19 protein-coding genes are annotated in these 19,055 nt (G+C 66.0%); 8 read left to right on the top strand and 11 right to left on the bottom strand.

The window, feature by feature from the left end; all coding sequences use genetic code 11:
* Window positions 1–25: 25 nt before the first annotated feature.
* A complete protein-coding gene (locus tag MMSR116_RS18220; protein WP_010687543.1) occupies window positions 26–646 on the top strand; it encodes a YceI family protein in 621 nt (206 codons plus the stop codon).
* Window positions 647–901: 255 nt separating this feature from the next.
* On the opposite strand, the gene MMSR116_RS18215 is transcribed toward MMSR116_RS18220, so the two are convergent.
* The 3 genes from MMSR116_RS18215 to MMSR116_RS18205 form a co-directional block, all read right to left on the bottom strand.
* The gene (locus MMSR116_RS18215) at window positions 902–1,480 is read right to left on the bottom strand and encodes a GNAT family N-acetyltransferase (protein WP_010687542.1); all 579 of its coding nucleotides are present in this window, start codon (window positions 1,478–1,480) and stop codon (window positions 902–904) included.
* Window positions 1,480–3,825, bottom strand: a complete 2,346-nt coding sequence (locus tag MMSR116_RS18210; protein ID WP_010687541.1) for an Orn/Lys/Arg decarboxylase N-terminal domain-containing protein — start codon at window positions 3,823–3,825, stop codon at window positions 1,480–1,482. Before MMSR116_RS18210 ends, MMSR116_RS18215 begins: the two co-directional genes overlap by 1 nt.
* A gap of 292 nt (window positions 3,826–4,117) precedes the next feature.
* Entirely contained in the window at window positions 4,118–5,098 is a 981-nt protein-coding gene (locus MMSR116_RS18205; protein WP_010687540.1) for a hydroxyacid dehydrogenase, read from the bottom strand.
* Window positions 5,099–5,420: 322 nt separating this feature from the next.
* Between MMSR116_RS18205 and MMSR116_RS18200 the strand changes: the two genes are divergently transcribed.
* On the top strand, window positions 5,421–6,176 hold the full coding sequence (locus MMSR116_RS18200; RefSeq protein ID WP_010687539.1) for a hypothetical protein: 756 nt from the start codon (window positions 5,421–5,423) through the stop codon (window positions 6,174–6,176).
* 9 nt (window positions 6,177–6,185) lie between these two features.
* On the opposite strand, the gene metB is transcribed toward MMSR116_RS18200, so the two are convergent.
* The 4 genes from metB to MMSR116_RS31395 all read right to left on the bottom strand — a co-directional run bounded on the left by metB (window position 6,186) and on the right by MMSR116_RS31395 (window position 11,800).
* The gene (metB, locus tag MMSR116_RS18195) at window positions 6,186–7,346 is read right to left on the bottom strand and encodes a cystathionine gamma-synthase (protein ID WP_010687538.1); all 1,161 of its coding nucleotides are present in this window, start codon (window positions 7,344–7,346) and stop codon (window positions 6,186–6,188) included.
* A 136-nt stretch (window positions 7,347–7,482) separates the two neighbouring features.
* Entirely contained in the window at window positions 7,483–8,367 is an 885-nt protein-coding gene (locus tag MMSR116_RS18190; RefSeq protein ID WP_010687537.1) for a BLUF domain-containing protein, read from the bottom strand.
* A 29-nt stretch (window positions 8,368–8,396) separates the two neighbouring features.
* Entirely contained in the window at window positions 8,397–10,136 is a 1,740-nt protein-coding gene (locus MMSR116_RS18185; RefSeq protein WP_010687536.1) for a putative bifunctional diguanylate cyclase/phosphodiesterase, read from the bottom strand.
* Window positions 10,137–10,993: 857 nt separating this feature from the next.
* The gene (locus tag MMSR116_RS31395) at window positions 10,994–11,800 is read right to left on the bottom strand and encodes a hypothetical protein (RefSeq protein WP_191991822.1); all 807 of its coding nucleotides are present in this window, start codon (window positions 11,798–11,800) and stop codon (window positions 10,994–10,996) included.
* A gap of 313 nt (window positions 11,801–12,113) precedes the next feature.
* On the opposite strand from MMSR116_RS31395, the gene MMSR116_RS18180 reads away from it, so the two are divergent.
* Window positions 12,114–12,314 (top strand): hypothetical protein, encoded by a 201-nt coding sequence (locus MMSR116_RS18180; RefSeq protein ID WP_158169029.1) that lies wholly within the window; start codon window positions 12,114–12,116, stop codon window positions 12,312–12,314.
* A 168-nt stretch (window positions 12,315–12,482) separates the two neighbouring features.
* Here MMSR116_RS18180 and MMSR116_RS18175 read toward each other — a convergent pair whose 3' ends face one another.
* Window positions 12,483–12,938, bottom strand: coding sequence for a PaaI family thioesterase (locus MMSR116_RS18175; protein ID WP_202882055.1), 456 nt, complete (start codon window positions 12,936–12,938; stop codon window positions 12,483–12,485).
* Between the two features lie 196 nt (window positions 12,939–13,134).
* Here MMSR116_RS18175 and MMSR116_RS18170 point away from each other — a divergent pair, with 196 nt between their 5' ends.
* The 3 genes from MMSR116_RS18170 (at window position 13,135) to MMSR116_RS18160 (ending at window position 15,161) form a co-directional block, all read left to right on the top strand.
* The gene (locus MMSR116_RS18170) at window positions 13,135–13,746 is read left to right on the top strand and encodes a recombinase family protein (RefSeq protein WP_158169419.1); all 612 of its coding nucleotides are present in this window, start codon (window positions 13,135–13,137) and stop codon (window positions 13,744–13,746) included.
* A gap of 134 nt (window positions 13,747–13,880) precedes the next feature.
* The gene (locus tag MMSR116_RS18165; RefSeq protein ID WP_158169025.1) at window positions 13,881–14,057 is read left to right on the top strand and encodes a hypothetical protein; all 177 of its coding nucleotides are present in this window, start codon (window positions 13,881–13,883) and stop codon (window positions 14,055–14,057) included.
* A 756-nt stretch (window positions 14,058–14,813) separates the two neighbouring features.
* Window positions 14,814–15,161 carry a hypothetical protein gene (locus MMSR116_RS18160; protein WP_158169023.1) on the top strand — a complete coding sequence of 116 codons (348 nt, stop codon included), beginning with the start codon at window positions 14,814–14,816 and terminating at the stop codon, window positions 15,159–15,161.
* A gap of 83 nt (window positions 15,162–15,244) precedes the next feature.
* Here the strand turns inward: MMSR116_RS18160 and MMSR116_RS18155 are convergent, their stop codons facing one another.
* A complete protein-coding gene (locus tag MMSR116_RS18155) occupies window positions 15,245–15,571 on the bottom strand; it encodes a hypothetical protein (RefSeq protein ID WP_158169022.1) in 327 nt (108 codons plus the stop codon).
* A gap of 185 nt (window positions 15,572–15,756) precedes the next feature.
* On the opposite strand from MMSR116_RS18155, the gene MMSR116_RS18150 reads away from it, so the two are divergent.
* A complete protein-coding gene (locus MMSR116_RS18150) occupies window positions 15,757–15,969 on the top strand; it encodes a hypothetical protein (protein ID WP_158169020.1) in 213 nt (70 codons plus the stop codon).
* Window positions 15,970–16,367: 398 nt separating this feature from the next.
* On the opposite strand, the gene MMSR116_RS18145 is transcribed toward MMSR116_RS18150, so the two are convergent.
* Window positions 16,368–16,679: a hypothetical protein gene (locus MMSR116_RS18145; RefSeq protein WP_158169018.1), complete on the bottom strand. Its 312-nt coding sequence runs from the start codon at window positions 16,677–16,679 to the stop codon at window positions 16,368–16,370.
* 242 nt (window positions 16,680–16,921) lie between these two features.
* On the opposite strand from MMSR116_RS18145, the gene MMSR116_RS18140 reads away from it, so the two are divergent.
* A complete protein-coding gene (locus MMSR116_RS18140; RefSeq protein ID WP_158169016.1) occupies window positions 16,922–17,860 on the top strand; it encodes a hypothetical protein in 939 nt (312 codons plus the stop codon).
* Window positions 17,861–18,582: 722 nt separating this feature from the next.
* On the opposite strand, the gene MMSR116_RS18135 is transcribed toward MMSR116_RS18140, so the two are convergent.
* On the bottom strand, window positions 18,583–19,032 hold the full coding sequence (locus MMSR116_RS18135; RefSeq protein WP_158169014.1) for a hypothetical protein: 450 nt from the start codon (window positions 19,030–19,032) through the stop codon (window positions 18,583–18,585).
* Window positions 19,033–19,055 lie beyond the last annotated feature (23 nt).

Genomic DNA, 19,055 nt, shown 5'->3' with positions numbered 1-19,055 from the left:
CGTCGGCCGCGTGTAGGAGACACCCGTGAAGTCGATTCTCGCCTCCGGCCTTCTGGCCCTGCTGATCGCCACCCCGGCGGTCACTCCGGTCCTCGCCCAGACCCCCCCGACCCGCGACCCGGCGCAGATCCAGGCCGGCACCTACGCGGTCGACCCCAACCACACCCAGGTCGGCTGGCGGGTCTCCCATATGGGCTTCTCGAACTACGCGGGCGGCTTCTCGGACGTGTCCGGCACATTGGAGCTGCAGCCGAAGAACCCGGCGGCCGCCAAGCTGTCGGTCAGGATCCCGGTGGCCTCGGTGGCGACCACCAGCGCCAAGCTCACCGACGAGCTCAAGGGCGACCAGTGGCTCGACGCCGCCAAGTTCCCCGCCATGACCTTCGTGTCCACCAAGATCACGCCCGAGGGCAAGGACCGCGCGAAGGTGACCGGCGACCTGACGCTCCACGGCGTGACCAAGCCGGTGACGCTGGACGTCACCCTGATGGGGGCCGGGGTGAATCCGCTCAACAAGAAGGTCACGGTCGGCTTCGAGGCCACCGGCACGCTCAAGCGCTCGGAATTCGGCGTGAAGACCTACGTACCGCTGATCGGCGACGAGCTGCACCTCACCATCGCGGGGGCGTTCGAGAAGCAGGAGTGAGGGCGGGCCGTGATCGCGGACGGGACGAAGCCTGTTCGATCCCACGCCCGTCAAGCGACGGGAATCCAAGCCTCTCCCTCATCCTGAAATGCCGGAGCGGAGCGAAGGCCTCGAAGGAGCCCTCCAGAGGTCGCGCGGCCGGCGGGAGCCCTCCTTCGAGGCTGCTGCGCAGCACCTCAGGATGCGGTCGCGGGTTGGACAAGCCCGATCGAACGGCCTGTCGGAGCCGCCCGATCGCGCATCCTGCGCCGCACCCTATCCCGGCCGGTCCTCCGATCCGGTGCCCAGCGCCCGCTGGACCATCACGCTGTCCGCCCAGTGGCCGTACTTGAACGCCACCGCCTTCAGGAAGCCGACCCGCTCGAACCCGCAGGCCTCGTGGAGGCGCAGCGAGGCCTCGTTCTCGGCGTCGATGTAGCCGATGATCTGCCGGTAGCCGCCGGCCGCGCAGGCCTCGATCAGGGCCGGCAGCAGCCGCCTTCCGATCCCGGCATGCAGGTGGTCGGGATGGACGTAGATCGAGTGCTTGAGCGTGTAGCGATAGGCCGGGCGCTTCCGGAACGGCACCGCGTAGGCGTAGCCCGCCACCGCCCCGGCGCGGTCCGCCACGAGGTGCGGCAGGCGCTTCTTGCGCATCGACTTGCGCCGCCGCTTCAGGTCGTCGGGGAGCAGGCGGCCCTCCTCGAAGGCGCCGACATCGCCCACGCCCTTGCCGATATGGTGCTCGTAGATCGCCACCATCGCCTCGACGTCGGCGTCCGAGGAGGCGCGGATGACGATGTCGGGGGACGGCCGGGCCGCGACGGGGCCGGGGGTCTCGACCGCGATCCCCATCAGGCCCCCTCGCGCACCACGTAGGTGTGGAAGCGGATCCGCCCGTCCGGCTCCACCTCGCGGTAGACGCCCTGGATCTCGGCCTCGAAGCCCGGGAACAGGTTGGCCGAGGCCTCGAACATCTTGAAATAGTCGAGCATGGGCTTGGCCCGCTCGTCGAGCCGCTCGCCCGGCAGCACCGTGCCGATGCCCGGGGGATAGACCAGCATCAGCGTGGTGGCGATCCGCCCCTCGGCCTCGGCGATCGGCACGTAGTCGACCTTGTTGCGGGTCAGCATCTGGGCGGCCTTCTTGGGCGGCATCACCATCTCGGGCAGATGCTCCGGGGCGAACTGGCGCCGCTGCAGCGCCGAGGTGCCGGCCTCCCGGTGGAAGGCGTGGAACTCGCCGCAGAGGTCGCGCAGGCGCACGCCGCGATAGCGGTTCGGCCGGCGATTGACGAATTCCGGCATGGCCTCCTCCAGCGGGACGTTGTCGTCGTGGAGCCGCTTGAAGGCGACGAGGCCCGAGATCAGCGTGCCGGCCTTGGAGGATTCGACTCCCGGGGTCAGCAGGAAGAGCAGCGAGTTCAGGTCGTTCTTCTCGGCGACGATCCGGTTCTCACGCAGGTATTGCGCCACGATCGGCGCCGGCACGCCGTGCTGCGCGTAGGCGCCGGTCTTCCGGTCGAAGCCCGGGGTCAGCACCGTGAGCTTGTTCGGGTCGGTGATGGCGTAGCCCGGCGCCACGTGGGTGAAGCCGTGCCAGCGCGCGCCGGGCTTCAGCTCCCAGTGGCGGGGCGTGGCGGCGAGTTCGTCGGTCGGCACGCTCTCCCAGGGCACCTCGGCCCCGTCGGCGTTCCGGGTCACGTCCGGCACGAAGGGGTCGAAGAACCAGCGCCGGGCGGGGTCGCGCTCGTTCTCCTCGAATTCCCGCCGGATCGCCCGGACCTTCTTGCGCCACTCGATCCCGAGCCGGATCGTGTCGTCCCACAGGATCATGCCCGAGCGCCCCTTCATCATCTGGGCGCCGACGTCGAGGGAGGCGAACAGGGGATAGAAGGGTGACGTGGAGGCGTGGACCAGAAAGCTCTCGTTGAGCCGCTTGTGCTCGACCCGCCGGGTCTGGCCACGGATGTGCCCGTCCCGGGTGTGGATCTGCGAGGCCTGGGAGAAGCTCGCGAGCTGCTTGTGGGTCGATTGCGTGGCGACGATGCCGGGCGAGGTCTCGTCGAGGCCGGTCAGCCCCATGGCGAAGCGGCGGGCGTAGAGCGGGTGGAACTTCATGAAGCCCGCCCAGGCCTCGTCGAACAGGATGTAGTCGCAGAGGTGGCCGATCTTCTCCAGGATCTCCTGGGCGTCGTAGATCGTGCCGTCGTAGGTGCACTGCTCGATCACCGCGACGCGGAACGGCCGCTCCCGCCGCCACGCCTCCGGGTCGGTCACGAGCGGGTTGCGGCGGATCTTCTCGCGGATCCGGGTCTCGTCGAGGGCCTCGTGGAAGATCGGCCCGATCAGCCCGTAGGCGTTGCGATCGGTTTCCAGAAAAATCGGGATGCCGCCGCCGAGGAACAGGGCGCCGTGGTGGGCCGCCTTGTGGTTGTTGCGGTCGAACAGGACGAGGTCGTCCTCCGCCACCAGGGAGGACAGGACGATCTTGTTGGAGGCCGAGGTGCCGTTGAGGACGAAATAGGTCTTCTCCGCCCCGAAGATCCGGGCCGCCTCCTTCTGGGCCTTCAGGGCCGGGCCCTCATGGGTCAAGAGGTCGCCGAGATCGAGGACCGAGTTGTCGAGGTCGTCGCGGAAGATGGCCTCGCCGAGGTGTTCCACGAAGATCCGCCCGATCGGGGAGCGGTTGTAGAAAATGCCGCCGTTGTGGCCCGGGCAGGTCCAGAGCTGGTTGCCCTTCTCGGCGTAGTCGACCAGCGCGCCGAAGAACGGGGTCTTCAGCGTCTCGGCATATTGCGTGACCCGGCTGACGAGGCCGCGGGCGATGAATTCCGGCGTCTCCTCGGCGAGGAAGATGTAGCCGTCGATGAAGTCGAGCAGCTCGACCGGGATGTCCTCCAGCCGCTTGCGGCGGACCATGATGACGATCGGCATCTCCAGGCCGCGCTTCCTCATCATGTCGATGAGGGCGGCGGCCTTGCCGTCGAGGCCGCGCTTGCCCCAGTCGACCACGAGGCAGCCCACCGCCGCGTCGGTCTGAACCGCGATGGCCGCGTCCTCGACGCGCCGGGCGCGCACCACCTCGAAGCCGCGCTGCTCCACGGCCGCCACGATCTGGTTGACGCGCGCGCCTTCCAGATCGTCCGGATCGAAGGCCGGGGCGCACATCAGGACCGTGAAGCGACGGTGGAAGTCCATGGAGCCCTCTTGGCCGGGAACGCAGCGGGTCGCTTTCCGGCCCGTCTGCGACGATTGCATGACACAGCGCGCGGCGGGCAGCCGGGGTGCGGACGAAAGGGCGTGATCCGCAGGGTCGAAGACGCTTGAACACCCCGCCCACCTGCACCCTCATCCTGAGGTGCTGCAGCGACGCGGAAGCCTGGAAGGCGGGGTCCAGAAAGTGCTGCGATCCCTGGAGCCTTCCGTCGAGGCCCGCTGGCGCGGGCACCTCAGGATGAGGGGGTCGTCGGGAAGCCGATCGCAGGGCGCGTCACACCCCGCGCCGCCGCTCCCAGACATCCGGATTGACCAGCCCGCCCGGCCGCCGGCCGGCCAGCACGTCGACCACGCGGGTCGCGGCGGTCTCGGCGGTGCGGATCAGGGCCGCCTCGGTGGAGCCGCCGACATGGGGTGTCAGGATCGCGCGCTCCTGGCGGGCGAGGGGATGCTCGGGGGGCAGGGGCTCCTGCGCGAAGACGTCGAGCCCGGCCCCCGCGATCGTGCCGGCCTCCAGGGCCTCGATCAGGGCGGCCTCGTCGATCAGGCCGCCGCGGCTGGTGTTGATCAGGAACGCCTCCCGCTTCATCCGGGCGAGTTGATCCCGGCCGATCAGCCCGCGGGTGCCCGGCGTCAGCGGCACGTGCAGGGAGACGATGTCGGCCTCGGCCAGGAGGGCGTCCACCGAGGCGGCCCGCAGGGCGCCGGCATTGGCGAAGTCGGCATCGGGACGGCTCGGCCCGTAGGCCAGGACCCGCAGGCCCAGGGCGGCGCCGAGCCGGGCGGTGGCCTGTCCGATCGCCCCGAAGCCGACGAGGCCCAGCGTCAGCCCGGCGAGCTCGACGAGGCGGGCGGTGAACTTGAAGCTGTCGTCGCCGCGTCGGACCGAGCGGTCGGCCCCGGGCAGGGCCTTGGCCAGGGCGAAGATCAGCGCGAGCGTCTGCTCGGCCACCGACACGGCATTGGCGCCCGGCGTGTTGACCACCACGATCCCGGCCCCGGTGGCCTCCACCTTGGCCACGTGGTCGGTGCCGGTGCCGTGCACGCCGATCACCCGCAAGGCGGGGGCCGCCGCGATGGCGCGGGCCGGGAAGCCGGTGTTGCGGGTGATGACGGCCACGCAGCCGGCGACCTCGCGCGCCAGGGTCTCGGCGTCGGTGCCGCTGGCTGGGCGCGGCTCCAGCCCCGCGGCCCGCAGCCGGTCGAGACCCGCCGCGTGGATCGGCTGGACGATGAGGCACGGACCGGTGATCACGGGAGGGGAAGCCTCTGCAGGGGGGAGGATCGAGGGGGCAAGCCGCTTGCCGCGACCCTCTTGGGCGCTCCGCGCCGCACTGGCAACCGCACGGTGCGTGGGTGAGGTCCGGCCGGGCTCGATCGGTGGCCCTCAGCGCGGCCTTGCATTGCGGCGGTCCAGCAGGCTGAAGCGGCGGTGCAGGCCCAATGTTTCCCGTGAAACATTGCGTTAACCCAGCGCGCCCGACGCCGAGCTCGTCCGCTTCCGCGATCCGCGACCGCGCCGCTGTTGCATCGGTACAGTCGCGACGCGATCCCCGGCGGGTTACCACCGGTCCGGCATGACCACATCGATTTGGCGCGATCGACGCAATGACCTGGCCCGGGCGCGGCTGGAGCGGGCTCTCCCGCCCGTCTTCCCGGGGGCGGTCCTGCAGCACGCCCTGGCACGGCCGCTGATCCCGCCGACGCCGCGGCTCGCGGTCGAGAGCTACTGGCGCAACCACATCCTACGGGCGGACCGGCTGGCGCGCGCCCTGGCGGCCCGCTCGGGAACGCCGGAGGGTTGGACGTGGCAGCTCGGCGCCGAGGGCCGGGCCGGGAGCTTCCGGATGCCGCCCGCGCCCTATCGCGACCCGGCCTTCGCCCGGGGGCGGGGCGCCTGCTGCATCTGCGGCCAGCCGGTCTACCGGTTCGGCTGGCACCGGGACCTGTGGCAGCGGGGACAGCCCAACGCCAATGCGGGCTGGCACGCGGCCTGCGTGGCCACCTGGAAGTTCTGGATCGCCCCGCACGCCCAGGTGCGCGCCCTGAAGCTCCGCCAGCAGCACCGTTGCGCCGCCTCCGGCAAGCGGCTGCTGCGCACCGCGGAGGTCGACCACGCCCTGCCGCTCTACCGGGTCTGGCGGGAGCACCGCGGCGCGCCCTGGCCGGAGCTGCTCGGCTACTGGGGCGCGCCGAACCTGCAGGTCGTCAACCGGGCGGTCCACGTCGACAAGTGCCGGGACGAGGCGGCCGAGCGGTCCCAGACCCTGCGGCTGTCCCGGTTCCGCGTCGTGGAGGACAAATCCGGGTTCGAGGTCATCGAGGAGGCGTGAGCGGCCGGCTCAACCGCCCAGAGCCTCCAGGCCCCGGGACAGGTCGGCCAGGAGATCGGCCTCGGCCTCGAGGCCGACGGACAGGCGCAGCAGCCCGTCGGTGATGCCCGCGATGGCGCGCGCCTCCGGATCCATGGCCGCGTGCGTCATGGTCGGCGGGTGTGCGACCAGGCTCTCGACGCCGCCGAGGGACTCGGCCAGCGTGAAGACCCGCAAGGCCTCCACGAAGCGCCGCACCGCGTCGCGCCCGCCCGCCAGCTCGAAGCTCAGCATGGCGCCGAATCCGGCCTGCTGCGCCCGGGCCAGCACGTGGCCCGGATGCGACGGCAGGCCCGGATAATGGACGCGGCTCACCGCCGGGTGCGCGTCCAGGAAGGCCGCCAGGGCCCCGGCGTTCCGTTGCTGCTGCTCCACGCGCACGAACAGGGTGCGCAGGCCCCGCAGCGTCAGGTACGCGTCCAGCGGCGAGCCCGTGACGCCGATCGTGTTCGCCCAGGCGGCGAGATCCTCGCCGACCGCCTTGTCGGCGGCGACCACGACGCCGCCGATGACGTCGGAATGGCCGTTGAGGAACTTGGTGGTGGAGTGCACCACGAGGTCGGCCCCCAGGGCAATCGGCTGCTGCAGGGCCGGCGACAGGAAGGTGTTGTCCACCACGGCGAGCGCGCCGACGGCCTTCGCGTCGGCGGTGATGCGCCGGACGTCCACCACCCGCATCAGCGGGTTGCTGGGCGTCTCGATGAGCACGACCTTAGGCCGCTCGGCCAGGGCCGCCGCCAGCGCCGCGGGGTCGGTCTGGTCGACGAAGGCCACCCGGTAATGGCCCCGGGCGCCGCGCATGCTGAGGAGGCGGTGGGTGCCGCCGTAGCAATCGTGTGGGGCGACCAGCAGGTCTCCCGGCCGCAGGCTCGACAGGGCGAGATCGAGGGCCGCCATGCCGCTGGCGACCATGACGGCCCGCGCGCCGCCTTCGAGCTTGGCGATCGTGTCGGCGAGCTGGTCGCGGGTCGGATTGCCGAGGCGCGAGTAATCGTAGGGCCCGGCCTGCTCGAAGGCCGGGAACTTGAAGGTGGTCGACAGGTGGATCGGCGCGATCACGGCGCCGAAGGCGGTGTCCTGCGCCACGCCGTTGGTCGCCGCGATCGTGCGGGCCGCGAATCCCTCTGCCATCGGCTGTCCCTTCCTGCGCCGTGTCCCGTGCCACCCGACGAGTCGGGTTGCGAGGCGCGTTCTTTATGCAGAACGGAACAGTCTTTCAAGAGAACGAAAGCTGCGGTCGCGGCGACGACGACGGGCCCCGTGCCGGTCAGGCCGCGAGTATGCCGGCCGCCGCACCGGGCGAGTCGTCCTCCCGGGCCCCGGCAGGCCGCACCGCCTCCGCTTCCCGCACCATGGCCTCCGCGAGCAGCCGGGCTCGGCCGGCCCAGAGGTCGCGTTCCGCCCCTAATCCGTCGAGCCGGCCCTCCGCCGCCGCCAGCGCCACCTGCAGGTTGTCGATCTCCGCGCGCAACGCGCTGGTGCGCTGCCGCTCGCTCGCCAGCGCCGCCTTCAGCACGCACAGGGCGGCCTCGGCGGCGTCCTGCGGTGCCACAGACCGGCCGGTGGCCGCCGGCTCACGGCCCGCGACCGGCTTGGCCGGCGCGCCGGCCGGCGGCGCGGCCTCCGGCCGGAGCTGCGCGATCGCGGCGCGCACCTGCACCACGTCGAGGCCAGACGCGTCCCGGGCCGGCTTGGCCGGCGCGGCCGCTTCCGCGGCCGGAAGACCCTCCTCCTCCATCACCAGCCCGTGCAGCATGGCGAAGACTTGGTCGCCGTCGAGGCGCGAGAGGTCGAACCCGCTCTCGGCGGCGAGGCTGCTGAACCGCGCCTGCCCCCGGGCGGACTGGCCCACGAACGCCATCGACCAGGTCGCGAAGCTGCGGCTCTCGGTCGGCCCGCACTGCAGGACCGTCACGTCGCCGTGGCGCGGGTCGCGCTGGATCCGCTCGAAGGTCGCCTCGACCCCGCGGCGCGGACCCTCCAGCACCTGCGCGAAGGCGCCGGTGTTGAACATCAGGGCACCGGTCACGCCGACCGCCCGGTTGTTCCGCTGCGAGGCGTCCAGGATCTGCCGGACGGCCGCCGACATCTCCGCTTCCGAGCCCTGGAGCAGATTCTTGCTGGCGTAGACGAGGCGGTAGAGGTCGCTCATGGCTGTGCGTCCGCGTGAGAGGGGGAGGATCAGGCCTGCGGGTAGGCGGCGAAGACGCGGGGGAGGTCCTCGGTGGGCAGCGGCTTGCTGATGAGGTAGCCCTGGACGTCGGTGCAGCCCTCCAGGCGGATCCGCTGCATCTGCTCGGCGGTCTCGACGCCCTCGGCAACCGTGGTCATGCCAAGGCTCTTCCCCAGGCCCGCGATGGCGCGGATGATCGCCTCGCCGTCCGGCTTGCTGGCCAAGTCCTTCACGAAGGAGCGGTCGATCTTGATCTTGTCGAAGGGGAACGAGCGCAGGTAGCTCAGCGACGAGTAGCCCGTGCCGAAATCGTCCATGGAGACGCGCACGCCGAGTTCCCGCAGCCGGTGCAAGGTCTGGAGCGTCCTGGTGTTTTCCTGCAGCAGCACGCCCTCGGTGATCTCCACCTCCAGCCGCCGGGCCGGCAGGCCGGAGGTGGCGAGCGCCGAGATGATCGTCTCCACGAGCCGGTCGCTCTTGAACTGCGCGGGCGAGACGTTCACCGCCACCGACATGTGGGCCGGCCAGGTCATGGCATCGCGGCAGGCCTGCCGGATCACCCATTCGCCGATCGGGACGATCAGGCCGATCTCCTCGGCCAGCGGGATGAAGTCGAGGGGCGACACGAGGCCCCGGTCCGGGTGCCGCCAGCGGATCAGCGCCTCGCAGCCGATCAGCCGCTCGCTCTCCAGTTGCAGCTGCGGCTGGTAGTGCAGCTGGAACTCGCGGCGGGCCAGGGCCTGGCGCATGTCGAGTTCGAGCTTCCGGCGCGCCTGCATGCGCGCGTCCATCTCCGGCTCGAAGAACCGGTAGGTGCCACGCCCGTCGAGCTTGGCCCGGTAGAGGGCGAGGTCGGCGTTCTTCAGGAGCCGGTCGGCGTCGGTGCCGTCCTCCGGGGCGAGCGCCACGCCGACGCTGGCGCCGATCGTCAGGAGATGCCCCTCGACCATGTAGGTCCGGCCGATCAGGTCGACGACGCGGCGGGCCAGCGCCTGCGTGCCCGCCGCATCGCGGATGCCCGCCTGGAGGATGACGAACTCGTCCCCGCCGATCCGCGCCACCGTGTCGGTCGGCCGCACCGTGGAGCGCAGGCGGTCGGCGACCTTCTCCAGCAGGGCGTCGCCGACCGGATGGCCGAGCGTGTCGTTGACCGGCTTGAACCGGTCGAGATCGATCAGCAGCAGGGCGCAGGCCTCGCCGGTGCGGGCCAGCCGCGCCAGGGACTCGGCGAGACGCTCGCGCAGGAGCAGGCGGTTCGGCAGGCCCGTGTGGGGATCGAGGCGCGCCATCTCGTCGGCGCGGGCCTCGGTGGCCTTGCGGGTGCTGACATCCTCCAGCGTCACGACCCAGCCGCCGCCCGCGACGGGGTGGAGCTCCGCCTGGACCGTGTGATCCGCCCGCCGCAGCTCGAACACGGTGGGCTGGCGCCGTTCGAGCGCGAGGCGGACGGCGCGCATCGCCGCGCGCCGGCCCTGCGCGGCTCCGCCCCGCAGGGCGCCGAGCAGCCGCATCGCCGACGCGTCGGCTGGCAGCGACACGTTCAGACGACCCAGGAGATCACGCGCCGGGGCGCTGGCCGCGACCACCGCGCCCGCGCCATCGATCATCAGCAGGCCTTGCCGGACCGCGTCCAGATAGGGGACGAGACCGTCGCGGCGCGCCGGCTCCGGGGCCGGATCAAGGTCCGGCCGGATCGGACGCGTCGCCGCGCGGCTCACCGCGAGGACGGGCTGGAGATCTGTGCGCATGCACCGGGCCTCGGCGAGGGCTGCCGCGCGGGAACCGGCGGCAGGAAAACCCGGCTGATCTAGGCCGAGATGTCCTAACTTCCGGTTTAGTTTCGGAAAATCGCGACGTTGACCTAGGTTAGGAAGCTAAAGCTCCGGTATTGATCGGAGTATCCGGAATGTCCTCGCGCATGGTGAGCCGGAATGTGCCGGATCATCCGCGCCGTCGCGCCAGACCGGAAGGCCGAAGCCGATGCAGCAGCCTCGCGCGCCGCGCAGATCGGCACCGGATCGCCTTGCCCTCATGCGGGGAGCCGCGTCGGCGCGCGAGGCCGGAGGCGTGCGCCACGGGCTTGGCGGTCCTGCGTGCGGCCTCTTGCGTCTCGCGGCCGGCACCACTAAATCCGCCTTACCGGTCGCGATGGTACGCCATCCGCCGGAACTTCCAGCAGCATCACCGGCCGGCGTGGATCCCTCGGGGTCGGGACGCTGTCGGGTGCGAGCCAAGGCTCGACCCGGATCCGGCGACTGAAGGAGCGTCCATCGTCAAGCGCCGCACCGAAGGGCTTCCGGGCCCTTTCGCACTGCGCTGTTTCGGCGGAGGCACCGGAGACCGGCCCGGCCGGTTCGGTTCCTTCGCCGGGAAAAAGGCGGTTGACAGGCAAGTCCGGGGCGGCCTATACGGCGCCTCCCGACGCAGTCCGGAAGAAAAACGGACCGGGTTGGACGGACTTACCGAGGTTGAGAAAAGTAGATCTGGCGAAAGCCAAGGTGCTTGACTTCTCCTCGAAAGGTAATTACGAAAGTGATTACTGATCTTTGACAAGTTGTGAATGAGGAAGGGAGACGCGGGCGGCGTTTGTCCTTGCGGCTGGGTCTTAGGACCTGGCGTGAGTAGACTTGTGCTGATCTGTCGTTTCTCTTTTGAGCTCACCGACGGGTATTTTGGCGCTGTGAAGCGTTGGGGTACTTGGTCGATGTGAGGCTCCGTCTGAGACTATGACGTGATCGGCCGGATCTTTCTCTTCAACGTGAGAGTTTGATCCTGGCTCAGAGCGAACGCTGGCGGCAGGCTTAACACATGCAAGTCGAGCGGCTCCTACAGGAGCGGCACTGTAAGCGTCATAACAAGCTTGTCGGAAGCTTTTCAGGTTTGCTGCAATATCTGCGTCAAGCTGAGCTTGCTTTGCAGACTCGGCATCCTGAAGCTGCTTCTTCGTTTTGATCAGCCGCACAATACGGCTATCCGAAACGGTGAAGAACCTACCTGAGACCTTTTTGATCTTGCCGTATATCTCGATCTCGGCGCCGTCGTACAAAGCGTTGATCGGTTTCTGAAAATGGAAATTCAGGTACGGATCGTCTGTGCCAACGGCATCGTTTGTGAGATAAGACGACGACCCATCATTGTTGACTGAAAATTTCTTGTGAAAAATGACGTTCTTTCCCTCACAGAAATCCTCAAATTTTGCTTCAACACAAGTTGCATTGATATTCTCGTTTGTAATTTGCGCATACAAAGTAGATGCATTTGGATCGACAGCGGGATAGACATCGGAATAAGATATAACATGTGATTGTTCATTGATGTTGTCTGATGAAAAGAACCGTCTTTTTATTTCAGATTGACCTATGCCTGCTACGACGGCAAGCGGCAACAAAAGGAACATCACCGTCGGACGCATGTCCTCTTTCCTTCACATCAAAAGCACGCACTCTTATGCTTGAATGGCTAAGCTTTTGAGTTATGACAAGCAAGATCTGAGTGAAGTCAATCTGAACATGGTGTGGGACAACGTAACTGCCGTGGTCGGATAGATATGCGCTGTGCGCTGGCCCAATTCAGTATGCTCGTTCCTTGAGGAGGCGGCTTGCGGGCGAGCGATCGGCCAACGTGCGGAACCCGTCCACATCCCAACCGTTGACTGGCAGATTGGATTTGTTCTAACTCGCAACTGAAGGCGGCACTCAACCGCCCCCTAGCTACAGGAGCCAAACATGGCCAACGCGAAGTGTGACACCTGCCGCTTCTTCGACGAGCACAAGGGCAACGGCGCGCAGGCGCAGAACGACGCCGGCCTGTGCCGCTTCAACCCGCCCGTGAGCCAGCCGACTCCGGAGGCTAAGGGCCTGTGGCCGGTGGTGTCGGAGAACGACTGGTGCGGGCACTACACGTCCGAAATGACCGCCGCCGAGTAAGCCTCGGATCTGAGCGAGCCGTCAGGGCCAGCCTTCGGGCTGGCCTTTTTCGTTTGTGCCAACGCATGCGCCGAATGCAGATCTGTTTCCGTATGCCTATCGAAGCGATCGGCGCCGGTTCGCTATAGGTGCGCCCTTCCCAGACCGGCGTCCGACCCGTTGCAGACCTTAAGCCCTGAGTTCAATCGCCAGCATCTCGCCGTGGGCGCACTCGACGCCGCCCGCCGAGAGCGAGAGGGACACTTGCGCCTTCCGGCCATCCAGCGACCTGAGCGTGCCCGTAATGAGCAGTTCCTCGCCGAGCGGCGTCGGCTTGCGAAAATCGACTTGAAGAGAGGCCGTCACGAACCGGAGGGGCGGCCCATCGTCACCCATCACACGCCCCCGGTCGCGATACGCGAACGCCGCCGCCGAAGCGGTCCCGTGGCAGTCGAGCAGCGAGGCGATCATCCCGCCGTAGACGTTGTCCGGGACCCCGCCGCTGTAGATCGCGTCCGGAGTGAAGCGGGCTTCGGTCCGTTCGTCCAGCAGGTAGCTCTTCAGGTGATGGCCATGCGGATTGGCGGGCCCGCAGCCGTAACAGTGGGCGAAGCTCGGCGGGTAGTGGTCCTGGATCGCCTTCATGGTCATTCCTCCCTGATGGCGCCGATGATGGCTTAGGCGGGCGGGACCGCAAACCGCCCGAAGCAACCGATTGGTCTGGTTCGGTTTGGGTATGCCTTTCCGGCACTGGCCTATGACGCTTTCAAAACGAGATACTTGACCATCCAAAACAGACCGCTATTATGTGAACCATCCAAAACAGACCATGGCGGTCACGATGTTCATCAGGGCGTATCTCAGGGCATCGACCAATCAGCAGGACGCCGAGCGTGCCCGCGGTCAACTTGAAGCGTTCGCTGCCGATCGCGGCTTGAGCGTCGCGAGCTGGTATGTCGAGAACGAGTCTGGATCCAAGCTCGATAGGCCTGAGCTGTTTCGGCTCCTACGCGATGCCCGCCCAGGTGACGTACTTCTTTGTGAGCAGGTGGATCGCCTAGCTCGCCTCAAGACCGACGACTGGACGAAGCTCAAGCTGGAGATTGCCGCTCGACGTGTTCGTGTAGTTGCGCTCGATCTCCCGACGTCCTGGATGATGGCGACCGCTGGCACGGACGAGTTCACCTCGCGGATGCTGGAAGCGCTCAACGGCATGATGCTCGACGTCCTCGCCGCCGTGGCACGTAAGGACTACGAGGATCGTCGTCGCCGGCAGGAGCAGGGGCAAGCCAAGGCTCGGGCTGAAGGACGTTACAGGGGCCGCCCTGAGGACGCTAAGCGCAATGCCGGCATCGCCGACATGCTCATTCACGGCATGAGTTGGTCGCAGATCCAGAGCGCCACTGGCTGTTCGCGCGCCACTGTCGCGAAGATCGCCAAGCGATCGGCATAGCCGTTATGCGATCTATCTGCCCCGCCTGTCGCAGCTCGATCGACAGTCTTTCGACCCGCTGCCCGTATTGTACGTCCTACCTCGTGCGCCGACGCATACCCATCGTCGGCGATTTGGCTGGGCTGATTGGCGGGGTGATCGCGATCGCCAGGAGCTTGATCCCTGCCATCCTCATCGGCGGTTTGAGTGCGGCCGTGACTGGCGTCGAGCTGATCGGCTACGTCGTCGCATACACGACGATGATCGTCAGCGTGCTCATAGCTGCGATCGTCGGTTATCTCGTTGGATCGACGCAGTTCCGAGAACGCTGAGCTGGTTTTCGACGACGTCGTTGAGGGATCGGTTCGACGACGACGATCAAACCGTCGTCGTCACGCTCTGTGCTCGACAGATCGTTGTCGGTGTCGTCTTGCGGATCGTAGCTCTCCTCAGTTTGCCATCGACTGTCGTTACCGTCTTGGTGACGTGTTGACTTCGTCGACGAGAGCGCTTTCGACGCCTTAGGTGGCTTTGGCTTAATCGGTTTGACAGCCTCATCGCGTAGTATGTCTCTGATTTTCATGTTCCTCTTCCACAATATGTCTAGAGCTATCTGGCGGCCGACCTCACTCCGCTCGGTCATCCGCACGTCGTTCGCTTCCTCAGATGACGACAAAGTCGTCATCTTCCGATGCTCCGCCGTGGGTCGCTGTGCTCTAAGTAACTAGGCAGTACAACAACTCTGCGGCCTGCGTGATGCAGGCAGCCTGAGCATTCTAACGCCGCAGCAAGGTCGTGCTGGTGTGTTTCATCGGCCTATATCAGGTGTTGATTGTCACCCGTGCCGACAGCCCCGACCTTGTTGTCTACGGTTATTTCGCTGCGATCGATCGTGATGCCACGAAAAGATCGGGATCATTGAGATCAGCCAAGCTACACTTGGTGGTGTACCAACCCCACGCTTGTCCGTCATCGCGGATCGGATCGGCCTGTACCGACCCACCAGGGGCGTACCTGTGCCACGCCTTCGATATGGCACGGGGAAATTCGTCTGCACGTTCTACCGGTACGGACCACGTGATGTGTACATGGATGTTCGTCGAGACATTCTCGATGACGCCGCGGAAGGACGTTCGACGTTCTTCCGGGAACCGGTTGAAGTGCGATCCGAACAACTGGCGATCGACGTCGAGATGCAGTCCGTCGAGATCCTTTTGGACACGCTCCGGCCGTATCGAGCCGTCCCGTACCCGGTTTGCCGCGGGGATCGTTTGGATCGTCCCATCTGCCGAGATCTGCCTGCACGGGCCAGCGGCTTGGGCGGAACGGGACGGATTGTATACGAGGGTTACGGCGTAGGCGATGCGCCCAATGGCACCGACGTCAGCGATCTGGAGCGCCGCGTGACCAGCCCGCAGAGCATGATTGCCCGCTGACCGAGGATGCGCTTGACGCCGTCGCTGATCACGTTCCGCGAGAGCGTCGAGAATGGCCTCGGCAGCCTGATGATCGACAGGGGTCACAGCGAACGCAGCCAGTCGACCAAGGCTTCATGGGCGCCAGCAGGGCCGCCGTGATTGCCGGTATCGTCCCAGGTTTGATCGACTTGTGCGCGCCACGGCTGGTCGGAACGTAGCCCAACATGGATCGCTGCGGACCAGCCGGCGTCTAGCTGCTCGACGAGCAACCGGTAGGCCCTGACGTCTACCGGCCAACCCGGTACATGTACTCGTGCGACCGATACGCATGCACCTTCGATGTTTCGGGGCTCAAGCTGAGGGTGCGGACCCGTTAAATACTGTCGGGCGTAGTGGTATACGCTCGCTCGAATGATGTTCTCGTCCATGTGATGGTGTACCTTGTCCTGGCAGACGAGGCTATTTAGTCCGGATCTAAATCCGGTTGCACTATTGAAGAGGCAGTATGTACGGACATCAGCTCATGCGTGTTTACGTTAGGCTCTCTAATCTCAGTTTGACGGCGAGTCGTGAGGCGTTTTCGAGAGATTGGTGCGGACGTGAGAGCAGCTACATGCGCAGCCACGAGCGACACCGCACGGTCAGCGCACGGGTTCGCGAGCGGACGATCACCAGGATCAGGATGCGTCTCGCCCAAGTCGCGACAATGCTCCCGGCCGAGGTTGCGGCCGAGGTACGTGCGATCGACGCGATGATCGTCGACGACATGATGATCGCCGATCTGCTGGGCCGGCGCTCCGTCGACAGGGTACGGGCGGTTTTCTGACCTACCTGACCTACCACCCGCCTCGATTCTGACCTGGGCTGTGTGTTTGACGTCGATCACTGCCCCTCGGCAGCCTTCTAACGGGTTCGCTAGCCTCGATTTTCACAGGTTGATCGGATTTAAGATCTTGTATGTGCGTGGCTTTCGCAAATCCGAAGGCACCCCCCCTGAACCTCGACGTCCTAACCGAAGCCAACCGGCCCACAGGGCCGAAACGATCTGCAAAATGTTTGTGTCGTTCCTCCGACCAGCGCGGCGCCGCTCCTCGACACTGAGCAGCCCAAGTCGGCGGGCCTCACGGATCGCGCTGCGGACGACGGTTGCGCACGTACCGACCACAGCAGCCATGTGCTCGACTGCGAGACGACAATCCCCATGACGGGCAACCTCGGCCGCGATCAGTGCGAGAACACCGGTCTCGGACGGGGTGAACTGTTCGGCGAGAGCTGGTGGAAGTCGACTGGATGCGGCCCAGCGCCGTCGGCGCGCGATGCTTGCCGACGTTCGCGGGCGCGATCCGACAACTTTTCGAGCGGGAGGGGGGCAGGTGGAAGGGAGCGCCGGAGGTTCCCGGCAGCTTCGAGAACTGCCGCCTCGTCCTCGGTGATCTCGCCAGCCGCGAGGGCCCCATAAACGCAGCTCAGAATGCCGGAGATCTCGCTCCGCGGTGCTCGGGCGATCTGCGCCCGCGTGATTTCGACGTCGATCATTTTTGGCCCTCTCGGGCCGTCGCAGATCCACACGCATCATCGCGGGGAAGCGTTTTCGTCGTACGAAAAACGCAGATCCCCGTTGACGCCCAAGGGGCGTCTGGTAACCTACTCGCTGTTCGGGCGGCGTAGGCCGACTAGATTTTCAAGGGCCTCGTCCTGCCAGGGACGGGGCCTTTGGCGTCTTAGGCTGCTACGGCATCTTGATCCTTCCCGGGTGAGTCCCCGGCGACCGATACAGCGTGCGGCCAAGCGTCGAAACGCGCAAGCGTTTGTTTACCGTCACCTTCGGCGAACGGTCGATGACCGACGATACAAAGCCTCATCGGCCGCTGCTCACCGGCAAGGATCTGCTCGACAGGATCTTCGACAATCAGGATCGCGTAGCAGCGGTTACGGACGAACGCTGGGTCCAACTCGGGCTACAGGCATCAGCCTGCTACGCCGCGGTGGGGACGGTTGTCGGTTACCTCGACAGGATGGCGTCCTGCTGGTGGGGGTGTCAGGGAGGCCACCACCGCATCGAGTACCTATGCGGACGGGCAACAGCCCAGACGCTCGCGGCACTGCGGCTCATGCGCTTCGGCAGCTACGACGAAGCGCTCCTACTCTGCCGCAGCCTTGGAGAGATCGCGAACCTCTTGTTCCTCTTCCGGGTAGAGCCTGCCTCTTTCGCGGAATGGATGACCGCATCTGAAGGAGCACGGCGCAGGAGCTTTAGCCCCGTTAGCGTTCGGATGCGCCTCATAGCAGGGGGCATTGATGCACCGATCGATGAGCATCGCTATCGACTTCTCAGCGGTCGTGCGGCGCATGTATCTCCGGATACCGTGCCGCAGTCTCACAACCTGCTAGGCGTGCCGGGTATCGGTCTAGGTTGGCAGGGTATCGGCGCAGTGGTCTGTCTCAACGAGATAGCTACAGCCCTCGCCCTCGTGACGGTCGCCGGATCGTTCGTGCTCGGGTTCGACAAACAGCTACAAGATGAGATCCACGACGTATGTCGTGCTCTCGTTACGCACATCGGTCCGATTGATCTCGGTCATGTTGAGAAGGCCGATCACGAGCTGCGTCAGAACCCTGATGCGCGGACGATCTTCGAGGAGGTTGCGAAAGCCATCAAGGCTGAACAAGCCGCTAACCCTCGGAGATCGTCAGGGGAGGGAGATCCGCAAGAGTGATCTGCGAATGCGGTCCCTTGGGATCGGCTGCTACCTCAGCGGCACGCCGGACCATCATCTTGGCGGCTTCTTCCAGCCATCTGCGCTCCGTCGGCATCAAGTCCGCTTTTCGCCCCTCCGCTTTTCGAGCCTCAGCGCCCCCCCTCGTGGTCGACAGCTCACCGACTTTTCTGAGTACGTCTGGAGAGATCGTAAAATATTTAGATGCCGATTTCAGACCACCATCTCTGTCTGTCAAAACCGTCAGAAGATAATATGCTACTGAAGTCAGCGATAGTCGACCTTCACAGTATCCGACGTACTGCCAATGCATGCTTTTTACATCGTCCGATATGACGATCCCGTTCGGTAGCGGGGGAAATTCGGAGTGATGCGCCATCGCGGTGCAAACGTCGATCGAGCATCTATCGGACATCTCCGAGACTCGTAGCGACGCGCCGCGCGAGGGTGCTCGATCGATAATCTCAACGTTCGTAAGCTTCAAGCGAAACGCGTTCGGCGTGATCGATAGGTCACTTGAGACGTGCCATGCATCGACATACGGCTGCACTATCGAGAGCGCATCCTCCTCAGTCGCACAGTGGCTTCTCATCATGAATACAACAGTGTCGTCGTGTGCCCTCAGATCGAAACGATCCGTCGCGTACTCAAGCAGTACCGCTTTCGAAAAATCGCCACTGGCACTCTTCAGAACTTGGTAGCGGACAGCGACGACGTGCGGGTCATTCACGACGATCGGCCTCTGTGCGGGTTGGTCGTACCTCGATCCGCAGGTCATCCAGTGGCCCGTCGGCCGCTGCATAGTCTGCCCGGTGCGCTGCTAGCAGCACCGTTTTGTCGTCAGTCTCTTGACCCAGCTCAAGCCTCACGCGGGTCTTTGCGATGACGTGCGCTCGGTAGAAAGCCACCGCACGTTCGATTGCCTCACCCTGCATCCGCATTCGCAGCCCCACCTTCAGGGCTTCGACCTCGTCGATCGTCGCTGCTTTGAGGCGTGTTCCGAACACCACTCGGGGTTCCGGGTTTGGCGGTCTGCCCTTGGGGCGCCGTGCGGGTTTCTCGACAGAAGGGGATGGAGGATCGGTTGCGTTTTCGGCACGGGCCGCGAGATCCATTGCGACCTCAAGTGAAGGCGGTTTCGGCGCCGTATGTCGCTTTGTGAATGTCGCCATCTTACGCTCGTTAGTTCACGTCA

The sequence above is a fragment of the Methylobacterium mesophilicum SR1.6/6 genome, from assembly GCF_000364445.2.
Classification (GTDB): domain Bacteria; phylum Pseudomonadota; class Alphaproteobacteria; order Rhizobiales; family Beijerinckiaceae; genus Methylobacterium; species Methylobacterium mesophilicum_A.
The sequence above is the reverse complement of the archived record's forward strand: the minus strand, read 5'-3'. Positions and strand labels throughout refer to the sequence as shown.

Coding starts and splice junctions, on each gene's coding strand:
- MMSR116_RS18215 (WP_010687542.1), bottom strand. CDS start 1,480: ATGGGGATCGCGGTCGAGACCCCCGGCCCCGTCGCGGCCCGGCCGTCC.
- MMSR116_RS18210 (WP_010687541.1), bottom strand. CDS start 3,825: ATGGACTTCCACCGTCGCTTCACGGTCCTGATGTGCGCCCCGGCCTTC.
- MMSR116_RS18200 (WP_010687539.1), top strand. CDS start 5,421: ATGACCACATCGATTTGGCGCGATCGACGCAATGACCTGGCCCGGGCG.
- metB (WP_010687538.1), bottom strand. CDS start 7,346: ATGGCAGAGGGATTCGCGGCCCGCACGATCGCGGCGACCAACGGCGTG.
- MMSR116_RS18190 (WP_010687537.1), bottom strand. CDS start 8,367: ATGAGCGACCTCTACCGCCTCGTCTACGCCAGCAAGAATCTGCTCCAG.
- MMSR116_RS18185 (WP_010687536.1), bottom strand. CDS start 10,136: ATGCGCACAGATCTCCAGCCCGTCCTCGCGGTGAGCCGCGCGGCGACG.
- MMSR116_RS31395 (WP_191991822.1), bottom strand. CDS start 11,800: ATGCGTCCGACGGTGATGTTCCTTTTGTTGCCGCTTGCCGTCGTAGCA.
- MMSR116_RS18180 (WP_158169029.1), top strand. CDS start 12,114: ATGGCCAACGCGAAGTGTGACACCTGCCGCTTCTTCGACGAGCACAAG.
- MMSR116_RS18175 (WP_202882055.1), bottom strand. CDS start 12,938: ATGAAGGCGATCCAGGACCACTACCCGCCGAGCTTCGCCCACTGTTAC.
- MMSR116_RS18170 (WP_158169419.1), top strand. CDS start 13,135: ATGTTCATCAGGGCGTATCTCAGGGCATCGACCAATCAGCAGGACGCC.
- MMSR116_RS18160 (WP_158169023.1), top strand. CDS start 14,814: ATGGATGTTCGTCGAGACATTCTCGATGACGCCGCGGAAGGACGTTCG.
- MMSR116_RS18155 (WP_158169022.1), bottom strand. CDS start 15,571: ATGGACGAGAACATCATTCGAGCGAGCGTATACCACTACGCCCGACAG.
- MMSR116_RS18150 (WP_158169020.1), top strand. CDS start 15,757: ATGCGCAGCCACGAGCGACACCGCACGGTCAGCGCACGGGTTCGCGAG.
- MMSR116_RS18145 (WP_158169018.1), bottom strand. CDS start 16,679: ATGATCGACGTCGAAATCACGCGGGCGCAGATCGCCCGAGCACCGCGG.
- MMSR116_RS18135 (WP_158169014.1), bottom strand. CDS start 19,032: ATGGCGACATTCACAAAGCGACATACGGCGCCGAAACCGCCTTCACTT.